General features: G+C 37.9%; 16 protein-coding genes. 4 read left to right on the forward strand and 12 right to left on the reverse strand.

Annotation, left to right across the window (positions count from 1 at the left end; translation table 11 throughout):
- Positions 1-72: 72 nt before the first annotated feature.
- From RCJ95_RS17895 to RCJ95_RS17950, 12 genes are all read right to left on the reverse strand, one after another.
- On the reverse strand, positions 73-1,032 hold the full coding sequence (locus tag RCJ95_RS17895; RefSeq protein ID WP_048391533.1) for an ABC transporter permease: 960 nt from the start codon (positions 1,030-1,032) through the stop codon (positions 73-75).
- A 1-nt stretch (position 1,033) separates the two neighbouring features.
- Positions 1,034-2,080 (reverse strand): ABC transporter permease, encoded by a 1,047-nt coding sequence (locus RCJ95_RS17900; RefSeq protein ID WP_004224945.1) that lies wholly within the window; start codon positions 2,078-2,080, stop codon positions 1,034-1,036.
- Positions 2,080-3,627, reverse strand: coding sequence for an ABC transporter ATP-binding protein (locus RCJ95_RS17905; RefSeq protein WP_257521312.1), 1,548 nt, complete (start codon positions 3,625-3,627; stop codon positions 2,080-2,082). Before RCJ95_RS17905 ends, RCJ95_RS17900 begins: the two co-directional genes overlap by 1 nt.
- 376 nt (positions 3,628-4,003) lie before the next feature.
- Positions 4,004-5,089, reverse strand: a complete 1,086-nt coding sequence (locus RCJ95_RS17910) for a BMP family lipoprotein (protein WP_221682736.1) — start codon at positions 5,087-5,089, stop codon at positions 4,004-4,006.
- Positions 5,090-5,142: 53 nt separating this feature from the next.
- Positions 5,143-5,871, reverse strand: coding sequence for a GntR family transcriptional regulator (locus RCJ95_RS17915; protein WP_036080379.1), 729 nt, complete (start codon positions 5,869-5,871; stop codon positions 5,143-5,145).
- 199 nt (positions 5,872-6,070) lie between these two features.
- Entirely contained in the window at positions 6,071-8,359 is a 2,289-nt protein-coding gene (locus RCJ95_RS17920) for an FtsK/SpoIIIE family DNA translocase (RefSeq protein WP_320939026.1), read from the reverse strand.
- A gap of 154 nt (positions 8,360-8,513) precedes the next feature.
- Complete coding sequence (locus tag RCJ95_RS17925) at positions 8,514-10,181, reverse strand: ribonuclease J (protein WP_004224952.1); 1,668 nt, start codon at positions 10,179-10,181, stop codon at positions 8,514-8,516.
- A 278-nt stretch (positions 10,182-10,459) separates the two neighbouring features.
- Positions 10,460-11,359 (reverse strand): 4-hydroxy-tetrahydrodipicolinate synthase, encoded by a 900-nt coding sequence (dapA, locus tag RCJ95_RS17930; protein WP_257521310.1) that lies wholly within the window; start codon positions 11,357-11,359, stop codon positions 10,460-10,462.
- 13 nt (positions 11,360-11,372) lie between these two features.
- Positions 11,373-12,410 (reverse strand): aspartate-semialdehyde dehydrogenase, encoded by a 1,038-nt coding sequence (locus RCJ95_RS17935; protein WP_004224956.1) that lies wholly within the window; start codon positions 12,408-12,410, stop codon positions 11,373-11,375.
- Between the two features lie 82 nt (positions 12,411-12,492).
- Positions 12,493-13,083 (reverse strand): dipicolinate synthase subunit B, encoded by a 591-nt coding sequence (locus RCJ95_RS17940; protein ID WP_004224962.1) that lies wholly within the window; start codon positions 13,081-13,083, stop codon positions 12,493-12,495.
- Positions 13,077-13,856 (reverse strand): NAD(P)-dependent oxidoreductase, encoded by a 780-nt coding sequence (locus tag RCJ95_RS17945; protein ID WP_004224963.1) that lies wholly within the window; start codon positions 13,854-13,856, stop codon positions 13,077-13,079. The genes RCJ95_RS17940 and RCJ95_RS17945 overlap by 7 nt, the downstream gene beginning before the upstream one ends.
- Positions 13,857-13,865: 9 nt before the next feature.
- The gene (locus tag RCJ95_RS17950) at positions 13,866-14,129 is read right to left on the reverse strand and encodes a hypothetical protein (RefSeq protein ID WP_004224966.1); all 264 of its coding nucleotides are present in this window, start codon (positions 14,127-14,129) and stop codon (positions 13,866-13,868) included.
- A gap of 142 nt (positions 14,130-14,271) precedes the next feature.
- Between RCJ95_RS17950 and RCJ95_RS17955 the strand changes: the two genes are divergently transcribed.
- The 4 genes from RCJ95_RS17955 to RCJ95_RS17970 are packed head-to-tail and all read left to right on the forward strand — an operon-like array spanning position 14,272 to position 16,747.
- On the forward strand, positions 14,272-14,649 hold the full coding sequence (locus RCJ95_RS17955) for a GntR family transcriptional regulator (protein ID WP_004224968.1): 378 nt from the start codon (positions 14,272-14,274) through the stop codon (positions 14,647-14,649).
- Position 14,650: 1 nt separating this feature from the next.
- Positions 14,651-15,493, forward strand: coding sequence for an ABC transporter ATP-binding protein (locus tag RCJ95_RS17960; RefSeq protein ID WP_004224974.1), 843 nt, complete (start codon positions 14,651-14,653; stop codon positions 15,491-15,493).
- A gap of 2 nt (positions 15,494-15,495) precedes the next feature.
- A complete protein-coding gene (locus RCJ95_RS17965) occupies positions 15,496-16,122 on the forward strand; it encodes an ABC-2 transporter permease (RefSeq protein ID WP_446722598.1) in 627 nt (208 codons plus the stop codon).
- Positions 16,123-16,132: 10 nt separating this feature from the next.
- A complete protein-coding gene (locus tag RCJ95_RS17970) occupies positions 16,133-16,747 on the forward strand; it encodes an ABC-2 transporter permease (protein ID WP_004224983.1) in 615 nt (204 codons plus the stop codon).
- Positions 16,748-16,881 lie beyond the last annotated feature (134 nt).

Below are 16,881 nucleotides of genomic sequence, written 5' to 3' on the forward strand. Positions count from 1 at the left end.
AAAATTAAAAATTACGCCAATTATATAGAAAAAGGACTGAGCATAGCTTGCCCAGTCCTTAAAATGCTTTTCTTAGCGTTTACCTTTTATATAAGGCTGTCCACTCGCTTTTGGAGCGTTTGCTTTCCCAATAAAGCCTGCTAAAGCAAGAATTGTTAACACATACGGTAAAATTTGTAGATAAACTGCTGGAACATTCTCGATTAGCGGAATTTGATTCCCTGCAATACTTAATGTTTGTGCTAAACCGAAGAATAGGGCTGCACCTAGTGCTCCAATTGGATGCCACTTCCCGAAAATCATTGCGGCAATAGCCATGAAACCTTGACCAGCAATTGTTGCGTGTGAGAAGTCGTGTGTAATTGTTTGTGCATACACTGCACCACCAAGACCACCTAATGCCCCAGAAATCATCACGGCAATATAGCGCATTTTATTTACATTTATACCCATTGTATCTGCTGCCATTGGATGTTCACCCACAGCACGCAAACGCAAGCCGAATGGCGTTTTATAAATGATAAACCATGCCCCGAATGCTACAGCAAACGCTAAAATAGATGTGCTGTAAACATCATGGAACAGTAAACGACCGAAGAACGGAATATCCTCTAAGTAAGGGACACCAAAACGACGAATCGGTTGGTCAATCATATCTGTTTGACCTTTATCATAAATCATTTTTACTAAGAATACAGTTGCAGCTAAACCTAGTAAGTTAATAGCTACCCCTGATACCGTTTGATCGGCACGGAAAGAAATAGAAGCTACAGCATGGAAAAGTGAGAACACAGCACCAATCACAACAGCTGCTAGCATCGCCACCCAAACTGTTGCTGCCCCTAATGATGAAGCGAATTCTAAATTGACAAAAATACCAACAAAAGCACCGACAATCATTAAGCCTTCTAGCCCGATGTTGACAACACCAGAGCGTTCAGAGAATACCCCACCGATGGCCGTAAAAATCAAAGGTGTCGCATAAAGAATCGCTGAAGGGATGATGAAATATAACATTTCTAAAAAGCTCATGTTATTGTCCCTCCTTTTTCTTGCTCAGCTTTTGTAAGCCTACTCGAATAATATAGCCTGATGCAACGAAGAAGATAATCAACGCAATAATAATGGATACGATTTCTTCTGGAATACCCGCAGCATTTGGCATATTTAATGCACCATATTTTAAAGAACCAAAAAGGGATGCTCCAAACACTACCCCAAGTGGTGTATTGGCACCAAGTAGGGCAACGGCGATACCGTCAAAACCAATTCCCGTAAAGCCAGGTTTAATGGATGCGTTTTGGAATGTCCCTAAAGCTTCCATCGCACCACCAAGACCTGCAAACATACCAGAAATCGTCATAGCTAAAATAATATTTTTATTGACACTCATACCTGCATAGTCAGCAGCATTTTTGTTAAAACCTACTGCTTTTAGCTCGTAGCCACGTGTTGTTTTTTCTAAAATGAACCACATCACAACTACCATTAAAAGTGCAACAATGATCCCATAGTGAAGACTTGAATTGTCTGTAAGCTCTCTTAAAAACGGAGAACGTAAAGAAGCTGACTCGTGGATACGTTCTGTTTTAAAGCTGCCATCGGACAATTTCTTAATTACTGCATTTGCAATATAAAGTGCAGTGTAGTTCAGCATAATTGTCGCAATAACTTCGTGAACTTTAAATTTCGCTTTTAAGAAACCTGCAATAAAGGCCCAAAATGCACCTGCAGCAGCTGCCGCAAGCAATGCTAATGGTAAGTGAATGATTTTAGGAAGTTCAAACGCATAACCTACCCAAGCAGCGGCCAACCAACCTAAAATTAGCTGACCTTCAACACCGATATTGAAGAGCCCTGTACGGAATGCAAATGCTACCGCAAGACCTGCTAAAATATATGGTGTAATTTGACGAATTGTGTTCCCGATTGAATATGAATCTCCAAAAATACCTGTCCAAAGAGCGATATAACCTTGCACTGGGTCATAGCCACTGACTACCATAACGATAGCCCCTACAATTAAACCGATAATGATAGAGATGATAGGAACGAGGATATTAATGACACGATTTGACATTAGTCGTTCCCCTCCTTCGCATCACGCTTTATATTTTTTTTACTTTGTCCTGCCATTAGTAAGCCTAGCTCTTGTTCAGTCGTTTCTTTCGGATTTAACTCATCGACAATTTGTCCATCATAGATAACAGCAATTCGATCCGAAACATTCATCACCTCATCTAATTCAAATGAGATTAACAAAACGGCTTTCCCTTTATCACGTTGCTCAATTAGACGAGAATGAATGAATTCAATAGCTCCTACGTCAAGTCCACGTGTTGGTAGAGCAGCAATTAATAGATCAGGGTTACGGTCAATTTCACGACCAATAATTGCTTTTTGTTGGTTACCACCAGATAATGCACGAGCTGGTGTCATCTCCCCATTACCAGTACGCACATCATACTCTTTAATGATTTGACGAGCTTTCTCTGACACCTTTTTATAGTCCATCACAAAGCCCTTCGCTATTGGAGATTGGTAATAAGTTTGTAATGCAATATTATGACCAATCGGGAAATCTAAAACTAATCCATGCTTATGACGGTCTTGTGGAATATGTCCTACGCCTTCCTCTGTAATTTTACGAGGCTTCATGTTAGTAATATCTTTACCATTCAGCTTGACTTTACCACTTTTAATTTTGCGTAGACCTGTAATGGCTTCTATTAACTCGGATTGACCATTACCATCAATACCAGCAATACCTACGATTTCACCTTTACGAACATTTAAATTAAGACCTTTAACTTTATCAATATTTCGATAGTCTGTAACAACCAAGTTCTCAATCGAAAGCACTTCTTCAGTCGGTGTCGCATCCGTTTTTTCCGTTTTAAATTCAACTTGACGTCCAACCATCATCTCAGCAAGCTGATCAGGATTTGTGGCAGCGGTTACAACAGTGCCAATCCCTTCTCCCTTACGGATAATCGTCACACGGTCTGAAACTTCCATAATTTCTTTTAGCTTATGCGTAATTAAAATAATGGATTTACCCTCTGCGATAAGACGACGCATTATTTGAATTAATTCGGTAATTTCTTGCGGTGTTAATGATGCAGTTGGTTCATCAAAAATTAAAATTTCGGCACCACGATACAATGTTTTTAATATTTCTACACGCTGTTGCATACCAACCGTGATATCCTCGATTTTGGCGGTCGGATCAACATCTAATCCATACTTTTCAGAAAGTGCTTGTACTTTCTTAGCCGCATCTTTTATATTCACAATTCCCATTTTAGTAGGCTCAGTGCCTAAAATGATATTTTCTGTTACCGTAAAGTTTTCTACCAACATAAAATGTTGATGCACCATGCCAATCCCTAAATCATTGGCAATATTCGGGTTTGTAATTTTTACAGCCTTCCCACGTACACGAATTTCGCCACCCTCTGGTTGATACAAACCAAAAAGGACGTTCATCAAAGTCGATTTACCTGCACCATTTTCACCTAGCAATGCATGAATCTCGCCTTGTTTCAGTTGGAGGGTGATATTATTATTCGCCACGAAATTACCGAATTCTTTACGGATTCCTAGCATTTCAATCACATAATCCAAATTTGTCACTCCCTTAATAGGCACTATTATTAAGTATTTTCATCTTAGCGTATAGTATCTGCTGCTACATGATGGATGGTACAGATAAGCCATACGTCCAGTAATAAATTTTCTACTAGAGGCTATATTTTATTACCGATTTAATATCCCACCTATAGAGGTAGATGTTTTGCTAAATTAATACAGGAAAGGTCATCGTTAGAAACCTTTCTTCTATTAACTTGTTACCATCATTATTCAAATCATAATTACTACCTCTATAAGGTTCCTATAAATCTAGCTAAATAGAGTATTGCGAATAATCTAAATATAACGATAGATTGAAAAATCATCATAAGGTCCTTCTAAGAGTCCCTTATGATGATCAAAAGATGAATTATTTTTCCACTTTTTCTGGAACTTTGATTTCACCCTTAGCAATTTTTTCTTTATATTCGTCGATTACTTTTTGTACATCTTCTGGAATCGCACCGCGAGAATCTGCAAGTTTAACGCCATCTTCAGCTAAACCATAAACAAGTGTTTCGCCACCTGGGAAATCACCATTTTTCGCTCTATTTGAAATATCTACAACTGCTGTATTAACACCTTTTAACATAGAAGTTAATGTAACGTTTGTTTTATCGTCAACTTTACCTTCTTCGTATTGGTCAGCATCTACACCGATAACCCATACATCAGCATTTGGATCTTTCGCTTTACGCTCTTTTGCTTCAGAGAATACACCGTTACCAGTTGCACCAGCAGCGTGGAAGATTACATCTACACCTGAAGAATACATGCTGTTCGCTGTAATTTTACCAAGATCTGCTTTATCAAACGCACCAGTATATTTTACTTGAATATCGATATCTGGGTTTACTGCTTTAGCCCCTTCAACGAAACCAGCGTGGAAACGGTTAATAACTGGAATATCAACGCCGCCTACGAAGCCGATTTTACCTGTTTTAGATGTTTTCGCTGCAGCAACACCTGCTAAGAAAGCACCTTCTTGCTCTTTGAACAGTACGTTTACTACGTTGTCTGCTTCTACTTCAGCATCGATTAATGCAAAGTGGCTATCTGGATTTTCAGAAGCAACTGCATCAATTGCATCAGCCATCATGAATCCGATACCAAATACTAAGTTAAAGTCACGACGAATTAAGTTGTTTAAGTTTGTTTCATAGTCAGCATCTGAAGCTGATTGTAGGTAGTCAAAACCACCATCACCTTTTGATAAATCGTGCTCTTTACCGTAAGCTTGTACACCTTCCCATGCAGATTGGTTGAATGATTTGTCATCAACGCCACCTACGTCAGTAACCATCGCTACTGAGAAAGCTTCTTCTGTGCTTTCGCCACCTGAAGCATTGTCATTTTCTTTCGCTGGCTTTTCATCGTCTTTCGTACCACAAGCACCTAAAATAGCACTTGCCGCTAATACTGATGTTAATACTAAACCAAATTTACGTTTTTTCATTTAATTAACCCCCCAAAGGTATTGTAATTAGCAGGAAAAAATTTAGAAATGTTCTACACCCGTTTACGAACTACATGGAAGCTGAATTTATCAGCTCGGAAATAATTTTTTGAATAGAGCACTACTTGATCATGATCATCATAATGCAATTGCTTTAACACTAAAAGAGCTGTCTCACGTCCACAATTTAAAATCGGTGAGGCTTGTTCATGATACCCAACTGGATCAATATAGGTTACAGCATAAGCTACATGAATTTTGCCAGATTGCTCAAGTGCAGAGAACAGTGAAACTTCTTTTTTTTCGACAAAGTCAGTAGGCAGGAAGCTTGCAGGTAGCCTGTCTATGCAGTATACTACTGGCTCACCATCCGCTGTTCTGACACGTTCAATCGTGAGTATTTTATCGTCGCCATCACTTTGGAAGCGTTTTAAATCTTCCTCAGAAGGCACATGCTCAGTCGCTTTTAAAAAACGCGAACCTGGCTCCATACCTGCTGCCTCGATCATAGAAGAAATACTAGATAAATGCTCGATGCCTGATGTAAACAACGGCTTCGGGTTGACAAAAGTCCCAACCCCATGTCGGCGCACAATCACATTTTCCTCTTCCAACAGTCGAAGTGCTTCTCTAAGTGTTGCTCGACTGACTCCTAGTGATTTCGATAATTCAAATTCTGAAGGCAGCTTTTCATTTTCTTTAAAAATGCCAGCCTCGATATCAGATTTTAAACGATCGATTACTTGAAGATAGAGATGACGATGATCTGCTTTAATAGTCACATATATCACCACCAAAATCAGAGATCAGACATCTGATGTACAACATTCCTACTAATCGTTCATAAATATAACATTTTTGCAGAATGAAATAAACAGTTTTGAGTAAAATCTGTTATAGAATTCATTCTTTCTTTATTTTATCTGCAAATATTTGGACAAAAACACAATTTCTCTCACCATTTTCATCTTCATTTTTTGCTTAGTTATCGTATTGGTGAACAAGTACTTGACGAGGCTTACTGCCCTCCGGAGGCCCAACAATACCGCGTTGCTCCATCTGATCAACAATACGTGCAGCTCTTGAATAACCAATACGGAAGCGACGTTGAAGCATAGAGACAGATGCTGTTTGCATATTGACAACTAATTGGACTGCTTCATCATATAAATCATCTGTTTCCTCTAAAATGGTTTCTTCTTCAGTAGGAATCATTTCCTCCTGATACTGAGCTTTTTGCTGTTCTATAACAAAATTCACAACAGCTTCAACCTCTTGATCTGATAAAAAGGCACCCTGCACCCTTTTCGGTTTCGAAGCCCCGGCTGGTAAAAATAGCATATCACCACGACCCAGTAGGCGTTCAGCCCCACCCATGTCTAAAATTGTTCTTGAGTCAATCGCGGAAGAAACTGCAAAAGCAATTCTGGATGGAATATTTGCTTTAATGACACCTGTTAAAACATCTACACTTGGTCGTTGTGTGGCGATAATCAAATGAATGCCCGCCGCCCTTGCCATTTGTGCTAAACGTGTAATCGAATCCTCTACATCACTTGATGCGACCATCATCAAATCCGCTAACTCATCTACAATAACCACAATATAAGGTAGCTTTGGATGCTTTTCCTCTGTTTGATCATTAACCTTTTGGACATGTGCATTATAGCCCTCAATATTTCTTGTACCTGTATGAGAAAACAAATCATAGCGACGTTCCATTTCAGATACCACTTTTTTCAGTGCTTGAGAAGCTTTACGTGCATCCGTTACGACAGGCGCTAATAAATGTGGAATCCCATTATAAACGTTTAATTCAACCATTTTTGGGTCTATCATCATGAGCTTCACTTCATGCGGTTTTGTACGCATTAGTATGGAAACAACAATGCCATTTATACACACACTTTTCCCACTTCCTGTAGAACCAGCTACAAGTAAATGTGGCATTTTATTGAGCTCTGCTAATACAGCTTGTCCTGTAATATCACGACCAAATGCTACTTGTAATAATGCTTCAGGCTTAGCACCATCTTTCGATTCTAATACCTCACGAAGTGTTACAATGGCTACCTCACTATTAGGTACTTCTATACCAATCGCAGATTTCCCAGGAATTGGCGCTTCCATACGAATATCTTTAGCTGCCAATGCTAATGCAAGATCATCTTGCAAATTGACAATTTTGCTTACTTTCACTCCGATATCTGGTAAAATCTCGTATTTCGTAACAGCAGGACCTAAATGCACCTGTGTCACCTTTGCCTTTACGCCAAAGCTTTGTAATGTTTGTTCAAGCTTTTTGGCATTTGCTTGAATCACTGAATATTCACCACTTTGATCATGTTGTGGTGGTAATTGTAATAAATTATATGATGGGAGCTGATAATCTGCATTTTCTACTGCATCTGTACCCTGAATCTGGACATCATCCGTTGCTTCTTCTAGTTCATTTTCCACCAAGTGAGTTGTATCCAGTACTTCTCTTTCCTGTGAAACATTCTGTGTGAAAGCAGAAATAATCGGTTCATGTGGTATTTCTTCTTGTTCTGGCATATCTATAGATTGATTAACGGCTGCTACTTCATCCCCACTCTCTACTCTTGAACGACGATTATTTTGTTTCTTGGGTGTATTTTTTTTCTTATCTCGGTGCTTTTTTTTCCATTTCCCAAATACATCTGGCGTTTTTTCTGCTAAATAAGGCACTAATGCTTTACCAGTGACAAGTATTAAACCAATAAAGAAAATAACCCAAGCAACAACTTTTGCCCCTGAGGCCTCAAACAGCACATGAAGCCCGCTAAAGAGTAGGGCACCAATCATGCCCCCTCCCAAAGCATTACTACGATGAATGATACCTTCTGTATTAATCAAAATTCGCCATGATTCACGTAGCACAGAATCAGATAGTAGACCACCTGATTTGGATAGTTGTTCAAATAATATGCCATGGCTAAAAATCGTTAAGCTCATAACAATGAGGAACATGCCAAGTATTAATCGATCCTTTATCCCAACTTTTTTACGACCAATCATCATTAACAATGCAACAAATATAAGCATAAATGGAACAGCAAAATGTAAATTACCAAAAAGGAACATGGCGATTGTTTGTAGAATCCGCCCGATCATGCCGTATTCAAAAATCATAATGACTGCTAATGCAATTAAGAGCAACCCTAATATTTCGTACATAAGCGGATGCATGTCTTTTTTTTCTGTTGTCGCTTTACTTTTAGTAACTTTTTTTCTCTTACTAACTGCCATCTAATTCACCTTCTTCTGCAATCCATTCTATATATGTAGCGAATCATCACATGTAGAACTTGAATATTTCAAAAAAAGGATTTTCCACCGCAATTGGGAGAAAATCCTTTTTCATTTATTTTTTCCTCAAAGCATATACGATGAGCTTGTTCAATTAATATTCCATAATAATAGGAATAATCATTGGGCGACGTTTTGTTTTTTGGAATAAATACGTATTTAGCGTATCTCTAATTTCTTGTTTAATGTTCGTCCATTCAAAGGTTTCTTTCCCAACGTACTTTTCAATTACATTCTTCGCTATGTCAGAAGCCTCAATCATTAATTCCTCTGATTCTCGTACATAGACAAAGCCTCGTGATAAAATTTCTGGCCCAGAGGCAATTTTCTTTTGTGCTCGATTCAATGTTACCACCACAATGAAAATACCATCCTGAGATAATAACTTACGGTCACGAAGTACAATATTACCTACATCGCCTACACCAATACCGTCAATTAAGACATTACCAGCTTGTACACGGCCACTCATGCGCATTTTATTATTTTTATATTCTACGATATCCCCTTTATCAGCGATAAAAATTTGGGATTTTTGCATACCTAGCTGTTGTGCTAATTTAGAGTGCGCAATTAGCATACGGTATTCTCCTTGTACGGGAATAAAGTACTTTGGTTGCATCAAGTTTAGCATCAGCTTTAAATCTTCTTGGCTACCATGTCCTGAAACATGGACATTTTTGCTAGAAGTCAAAATTTCAGCGCCTGCTTTTGACATAGAGTTCATTGTATTCGCCATTTGAACTTCCATGCCAGGAGAAGGTGTAAAAGTAATTAGTACCGTGTCACCTTGTTTAATTTTAATGTCACGATGGTGCTTACGGACAATTTTTTCTAAAGCATCGAGAGGTTCTCCTCTGTTGCCTGTTGCAATAATGATAATTTCATCATCTTGATATTTTTGCATTTCCGAGATCGGAATAATTGTATCTTCTTCGACTGTTAAATAACCTAGCTGTACGCCTAAATCAACCGCTTTTTCCAATGGTTTGCCCACAATTACAACCTTACGGAATGATTTCTGGGCTTGAGCAAATACTTGTTGAATTCGAATAAAATTCGATGCGTAAACAGCTACTAAAATACGACCCGGTGCTGAGTGGAATGTTTTGGATAATTGTTCTTCAATGACAATCTCTGATGTCGTATATCCTGGTCGCTCAGCCTCACAAGACTCAGATAATAGAATGAAAACGCCGTCTTCACCTAGCTGTGCCATTTTTGCTAAATCCGGTTTAAATTTACCTGTCGCTGACTGATCAAATTTAAACTCTCCTGTATGAACAATCGCGCCTTCAGATGTATGGAACACTACCCCTAACGAATCGGGAATACTATGTGTTGTGTGGAAGAATGTTACATACGTTGAGTTAAAATTCATACGACTACGGTTTGTTACTTCAAAAAACTTTACTTGATGTGGTGCAGGTAATTCTTTTAAATGTTCCTTTGCTAATGCAATAGTTAATTTCGAACCGTACACAGGTGCCTTTATTTTTTGTAATACATAGGCAATAGAACCAATTGCATCTTCATGACCATGTGTTAAGAAAATACCTTTCACACGTTCTTTATTTTCTTCTAAGTAAGTAATGTCAGGAATCACGATATCTATACCTAGCATTTCATCTTCTGGGAACATTAAGCCGCTATCCACCACAAATAGCTCTTCATCAATTTCTACTACGTACATGGCTTTCCCAATTTCGCCTACACCACCAAGAGGGATGATGCGGATTAATTCATTTTTCTTTTTTGTCAATTTATTTCCTCCTAAAAAATATCCCGAACAGCAACCACTTAACATTTATTATACGGTTTGCAAAGCTTTTGCACAAATTAAAAATACATGTTTCACGTTGGAAATAGATTTTCCTGCTATTTGCTTATTACTAGCAGATGGAAAACAAAAATTGGCTATCCTGTATAAATAGAGCTAAATAAGTATTTGTAAGGACGACGAGTTACAAATTTGGTAAATACTTTTTATTTTATAAAATATAAAAAACGAGGCTGAAATGCTATCAGCCTCGCTGCTATTTATCTAAAACTTTTCGCTTTTTCTTGATACGTATCCCAAATTCGGTCAAAATTAGCTTTCTCTTCATCTGTCATTTCCATCATCGGCAAACGAACATTGAGTGTATCAAATCCTAATTTTGTCATCGCATATTTAATCGGTGAAGGGTTGGGCTGAGCGAACAGCGCACGTACTAAAGGTAATAAGGCTCTGTGAATTTGGGCTGCTAGCTGATGATTTCCTTCTTCAAACGCTTTAATCATTAATTGCATATCATTGCCTACCACATGGGCAGCTACAGAAATAACACCTGCTCCGCCAATGGCCATTAGTGGGAGTGTTAAACCATCGTCCCCACTATACACTAAGAAATCATCAGCTGGATCAACATTCTCAATAACATCACCCATCTGATCTAAGTTACCGCTCGCTTCTTTAATCCAAGCAATATTAGGAATCTTGCTTAAGGCAACAGAAGTTTCATAGGCAACATTGACCCCAGTACGCCCTGGAACATTATAAAGCATAACAGGGAGACTCGTTTGTTTAGCTATGGTTTCAAAGTGAGCATAAATCCCACGTTGATTTGGCTTATTATAGTAGGGAGCTACAAGCATAATGCCGTCTGCTCCATTTTCTTCTGCCTTATGTGTCATTGCGATAGAGTAAGCTGTTTCATTATCCCCAGTACCTGCAATAACTGGTACGCGACCTGCTACTTTCTCAACTGTAAAGCGTACAACTTCAATTTTCTCTTCTGTAGACATAGTTGGGTTTTCAGAAGTCGTACCACAAGCAACAATACAATCAGTACCATTGTCTATTAAATGATTAATAATACGTTCTAGTTCTGGATAATTAATCGTGCCATCATTTTTGAACGGCGTAATCATTGCCGTTCCAATTCGACCTAAATTCATCCTTACACCCCTCTTATAGTAAGTTATCCTCAAGCATTGCTTCTGCAATTTGGATAGAGTTTAATGCGGCGCCTTTTAATAAATTGTCAGAAACGATCCATAGATGGAACCCTTTGCTGTTGTCTAAATCTTGACGGATACGTCCTACAAAAGTAGCGTCTTCCCCTTCTGCATAAATAGGCATTGGGTAAGTTTGTGTTGCAATATCATCTTGTAATACCACACCTGGTGCATTGCGTAATACTTCGAAAATCTCTTGGATTGACGCTTCTTTCTCTACCTCAATATAAACAGATTCAGAGTGACCTGAAACGACTGGCACACGAACACAAGTAGCAGCTACTTTTAGCTCTGGTGCATGCATGATTTTTTTCGTCTCATTAATCATTTTCATTTCTTCGTATGTAAATCCATTATCTGTGAATTTATCGATTTGTGGAATGACATTACGAGCAATTGGGTAATGACGTTTATCACTACCAGACGGTAAAATATTTGCTTCTACATCTTTACCTGCATCCCAGTTTTCGCTTTGTGCCTTTAATTCTTGAATCGCAGAAATCCCCGCACCTGATACTGCCTGATAAGTTGAAACGATTACCTTTGTTAAACCAAATGCATGACGAATTGGTTCAAGTGCAGCTACCATTTGAATTGTCGAGCAGTTTGGATTCGCAATAATTCCCTTATGCTTCGCTAAGTCGCCTCGATTCACTTCAGGCACGACAAGCGGTACCTCTGGATCCATACGAAAATGGCTCGTATTATCAATAACTACTGCACCACGCTTAGCTGCTTCTGGTGCAAGCACAGCTGATACTGAACCACCAGCTGAGAATAAAGCGACATTGACGCCTTCGAAAGCCTCAGGTGTCGCTTCTTCAATTGTATATGTTTCCCCATTAAATTCGATTGATTTTCCTGCTGAACGAGCAGAAGCTAGAAATTTAATATGTCCAATCGGAAATTTACGTTTAATCAACTGCTCCATCATTTTCGATCCTACTGCACCTGTTGCCCCAACAACCGCAACTGTTAACTGCTTTGTCATCTGTCATCTCTCCTTGAATACATGTTCCATAATGTGTGCTATTGTATCACAAAAATACTGAAAATTGTGTGTAATCTCTTATTTATTTGAAATATTGTATCAACAGCGGTTGTAATTGCTTTTTCTGCGTAATTGCTGCATGAACAGTATCCACCATTTGCTCAAAATCAGCAATTAAAGAATTTGGTTTGGAGTGAGGGGCATCCTGACCAAAGGGAATAAAATATATATTTTTGGCATTTAACAGCTTCATAATATTTATGCCATTTAAGCCTAGTGCATCGTTTGTGGAAATACCTAAAACTACAGGCGAACCATTACGCAAAGTTGCCTTTGCTGCCATTAACACAGGACTATCTGTTGCTGCATTAGCAAATTTACTTATGCTATTGCCTGTCATGGGGGCTATGACCATTGCATCTAATGGATTGGATGGGCCAAATGGCTCCGCCTCTTTTATAGAAGAAATAACTTTTTCTCCTGTCAAAGCTTCTATTTTGGCAATCCACTCTTCACCTGTACCAAAGCGTGTAGCTGCATGTAAAACGGAATGGGTAATGATTGGAATAACTGTTGCTCCGACATCAATAAAATTTTGGATTTTAGGTACTACATCTTCATACGTACAATGAGAAGCAGTAATACCTAAGCCAATTCGTTTCCCCGTTAACAATTTTCTTCCTCCTCTATTGCCTTGCACAATATTGTAGCAGCATCATGTGCAAAGTATTTCCCAGGCAATGATGGCAATAGTACATATGTTTGCAATTGATCAGAATCTATATCTAAACATCCTGGTTCTGATGCCAAGTCATATAAAACAGTTGGAACATGCTCTATAAATGACTCTGTAATCCATTTAGCAGGAATTGTATTAATAAAAATGCCATCTGTAATAGACCATTGGCGATCATCTAAATTCGTGGCTTTATAACCATAAGCTTTTGCTTCACTCACTTGTACAACTGAACGTGCAACAATATGAACATTTGCACCCATCTTAACTAGTAAAGAGGCGAGCATTTTTGCAATGCGACCAAAACCTGCGATTGTGAAATTTTGTCCGTAAATACATTTTTGTTCGAGTCCGTAAAACGTGGCGATAAATCCCTCCGCTGTTAATCGAGCATTTTGCCAAATAAATGATTCTTGTTGTAAATAGCAAATAGATTCATTTTTCTCTAGTAATTGCTTCCAATGCATTGTTAATCGACCCGTATAAAATTTCACTTGTGATATACCATAGAGCTGCTCAACTTCTATTTTTAATGGAAGAATAGGTAATACGATTTTATTAGGCTGGAATTCTAAAACAAGTTTATTTAACTCTTCGTTCCATACGGTCGTTCTTTTATAAAATACTGTTCTCGATGGACTTCTTAGCATTGTAGCTAGTTCCTTTAATCGGGAGTCCTCACCGATAACAAGCCATTTTTCGTTTTCCAAAAGCTCACCTCACTGTAAATATTCTGACTGTACTGTAGATGTCTTATTAAATAAAATACGATCTTCACCAATTAAAATAATTTCGTGCCAAGGTATCATTTCACTAACTTTCATTTTCTTTTTTTGGAATGGTAGTTTATCTTTCACAATTTCAAAACCATGTATTTTCCCTGTTTGCACATCTAATAGGCATTCTGTATGTGCCAGGATGCCAAAATGTACGCCACCCTCAATTTGAATTAACTCCTTATCCACCATCTCAGATAGTAGCATGCCTCATCTCCCTCCTTGAGCCGTTACCTCAATATATGCGGACTTTTTGCAAATCGTGACCCCTACCTAAAGTACGAATATGTTGCATTTTCACCGCCTTCTGTATATAGTGTATATATACAGTTATAAGAGGTGATGATTTGTGCATATCCATTTAAGTAATGCGAGTGAAAAACCTATTTATGAGCAAATCACCATACAGCTCAAAGAGGCTATTTTAGCTAATAAATTACAGGCAGGTGATGCACTACCGTCTATCCGCGCTTTAGCAAAGGATTTAAAAATAAGTGTGATGACCACTAAACGTGCCTATGCTGATTTAGAGCGAGATGGTTTCATTGAAACAGTCGCTGGGAAAGGGAGCTTTGTCACAGAACGAAATCAAGACTTTCTACGTGAGGAGCTATTAAGGCAGGTAGAGGGGCACTTGCAAAAGGCAGCAAAAATAGCGAAAACCGCTGGACTTTCTAGTGAAGAATTACAAGAACTACTATCTTTAATGTTAGAGGAGGATAAGTAATATGAATGCCATTGAAATTCATGATCTACATAAGGGCTTTGAAGGCTTTTTTCTAAAAGATATAAGTTTTTCCGTCCCTCAAGGCACTGTAATGGGTTTTGTTGGAGAAAACGGGGCTGGCAAATCAACAACGATAAAATGCATGCTGAATTTAATAAAAAAAGAATATGGCGAAATTTTGCTATTTGGTAAAGATCATGTCGAACACGAACTATCGATAAAAAACGACATCGGCGTTGTATTTGACGATTTACATGTACCAGAAACGCTAAATGCGACGCAACTCGACAAAATTATGAGAAAAGTATTTCAAACATGGGATTCAGACTATTATTTTGAAAGATTAGCTCAATTTAAGGTGCCAAAGAGGAAGAAGATTAAGGAACTATCACGAGGAATGAGGATGAAGCTATCAATTGCCTTAGCATTGGCACATCATCCAAAATTATTGATTTTAGATGAGCCAACAAGTGGATTAGACCCTATTATTCGGGATGAAATTCTGGATTTATTTTTAGCATTTATGCAGGATGAAACGCACAGCATTTTATTTTCTTCGCATATTACAAGCGATTTAGAAAAAATTGCTGACTATATTACGTTAATTCATAATGGTGAGATTTTATTGAGCGAGAGTAAAGATGCTCTATTATATGAATATGGTATTTTCAAAGGTAACAGTGAGGAAGTAAACGACTTGCCAGAGCATGCGATTCTAAGAACCCGTCCTGGCGCGTTTGGAATAGAAGCATTGGTTCTGAAAAATGAAGTAAATGAGGCTTTCAGACTTGAAAGACCTTCTATAGAAGATATCATGCTATTTTTCGTGAAAGGTAGTGTTTAAATATGGTAGGACTTATCCTAAAAGATTTAATGACCATTCAACGACAAATGAAAGCACAAGCATTTGTTCTTATATTTCTTCTTGTGATGGCGATTTTTATGCAGCAAAGCGCAATGCTTCTAGCTGTTATTGTTTTTATTGTTACAATACAAGCGATAACTGCCCTTAGCTACGATGAACAAAGTAAGTGGGATAAATACGCTAATACTTTACCAATTTCTAAAGCGGATATCGTTTTTAGTAAATATATACTCAGTGTAATGTTAATGATTTTCGGACTTGTTATGGCATTACCTATCCTATTTTTTATCAATTTTTTTACCAATAACGACATTACTTCAGAATTTTTCCTAACGTTTAATTTGATCGTAACATCGGCGCTCTGTTTATTAGCCGTATTACTACCTATCTATATTAAATTTGGCTCTATTAAAGGAAGAATAGTCCTCATAGCGTTTTGTTTTAGCCCTGGCTTCTTAACGGGGATGTTTAAAGAATATATCCCTGATATGACTCAAACCTTTTTATATTTAAAGCAATATGTCTATTTAGCACCTTTGGGCGGGCTAATACTGCTCTGCCTCTCCTCTCTAGTTTCTACTGCTATTTATAAAAGAAAAGAGTTTTAGGAGGGATCTCATGCGAGCACTGTTGTTACAAAGAATTGTCGTACAAAAATGGACTATTCTTTTTACAATGACGATATGTGTACTTCTTCATTTTGTACATTTACCTTTTGTAGATAGTCCTTCTATCGGATTATTTGTTGTCGTTATTTCAGCCAACATCGTAGATAATCTATATAGAGGCGACCGTCAAGTAAAATGGACAATGTATGTCAATACGCTACCTCTATCAAAGAAAACACAATTGCAATCCGATTTTTTATTTTGCTATGGCCTTATTGCATTGCTCTTTATTATCCTTGCGCCTATGTATTTCTCACAACCTGATGCATCTGAAAATTTTATCGAGCATCTTGCTATGTACTTTGCTTATATAAGTAGCGCCTCTTTCCTCATCTGTAGTCAATTTTATATTCAGTATCTTGATGAAACAGAGGGAATGCGAACGGTTAGAATGCTTACAGCTATTGTGCTTATCATTCTGCTGAATTTTGTTATTCATTACTATTTATCACTAGTAGCTGCAAATTTAATTATCTTACTCATACCAACACTGGTTAGTATCCTCATCACTTTTCTTGTGTTTCACAAATGTCTTTATTTATACATGGCAAAGGAAATTTGCTAAACATTCATCAAAAAATAGGCTGCCTTATTTGGCAGCCTATTTTTAATCGTGTTGAATAACAAAACAAAAGGAATGGCTTTCCGTTGCAGGCTACTTGCTTTCCTACGTGCATGCAGAGCCGCTTCCTTCGCTAC

This window comes from Lysinibacillus sp. BSL11 (genome assembly GCF_052928325.1).

Bases quoted from the DNA above. Each gene is read 5' to 3' on its own strand.
- RCJ95_RS17895 (WP_048391533.1), bottom strand. From the start codon at position 1,032: ATGAGCTTTTTAGAAATGTTATATTTCATCATCCCTTCAGCGATTCTT.
- RCJ95_RS17900 (WP_004224945.1), bottom strand. From the start codon at position 2,080: ATGTCAAATCGTGTCATTAATATCCTCGTTCCTATCATCTCTATCATT.
- RCJ95_RS17910 (WP_221682736.1), bottom strand. From the start codon at position 5,089: ATGAAAAAACGTAAATTTGGTTTAGTATTAACATCAGTATTAGCGGCA.
- RCJ95_RS17920 (WP_320939026.1), bottom strand. From the start codon at position 8,359: ATGGCAGTTAGTAAGAGAAAAAAAGTTACTAAAAGTAAAGCGACAACA.
- dapA (WP_257521310.1), bottom strand. From the start codon at position 11,359: ATGAATTTAGGTCGAATTGGAACGGCAATGATTACGCCGTTCAAAAAT.
- RCJ95_RS17935 (WP_004224956.1), bottom strand. From the start codon at position 12,410: ATGACAAAGCAGTTAACAGTTGCGGTTGTTGGGGCAACAGGTGCAGTA.
- RCJ95_RS17950 (WP_004224966.1), bottom strand. From the start codon at position 14,129: ATGCTACTATCTGAGATGGTGGATAAGGAGTTAATTCAAATTGAGGGT.
- RCJ95_RS17960 (WP_004224974.1), top strand. From the start codon at position 14,651: ATGAATGCCATTGAAATTCATGATCTACATAAGGGCTTTGAAGGCTTT.
- RCJ95_RS17965 (WP_446722598.1), top strand. From the start codon at position 15,496: ATGGTAGGACTTATCCTAAAAGATTTAATGACCATTCAACGACAAATG.
- RCJ95_RS17970 (WP_004224983.1), top strand. From the start codon at position 16,133: ATGCGAGCACTGTTGTTACAAAGAATTGTCGTACAAAAATGGACTATT.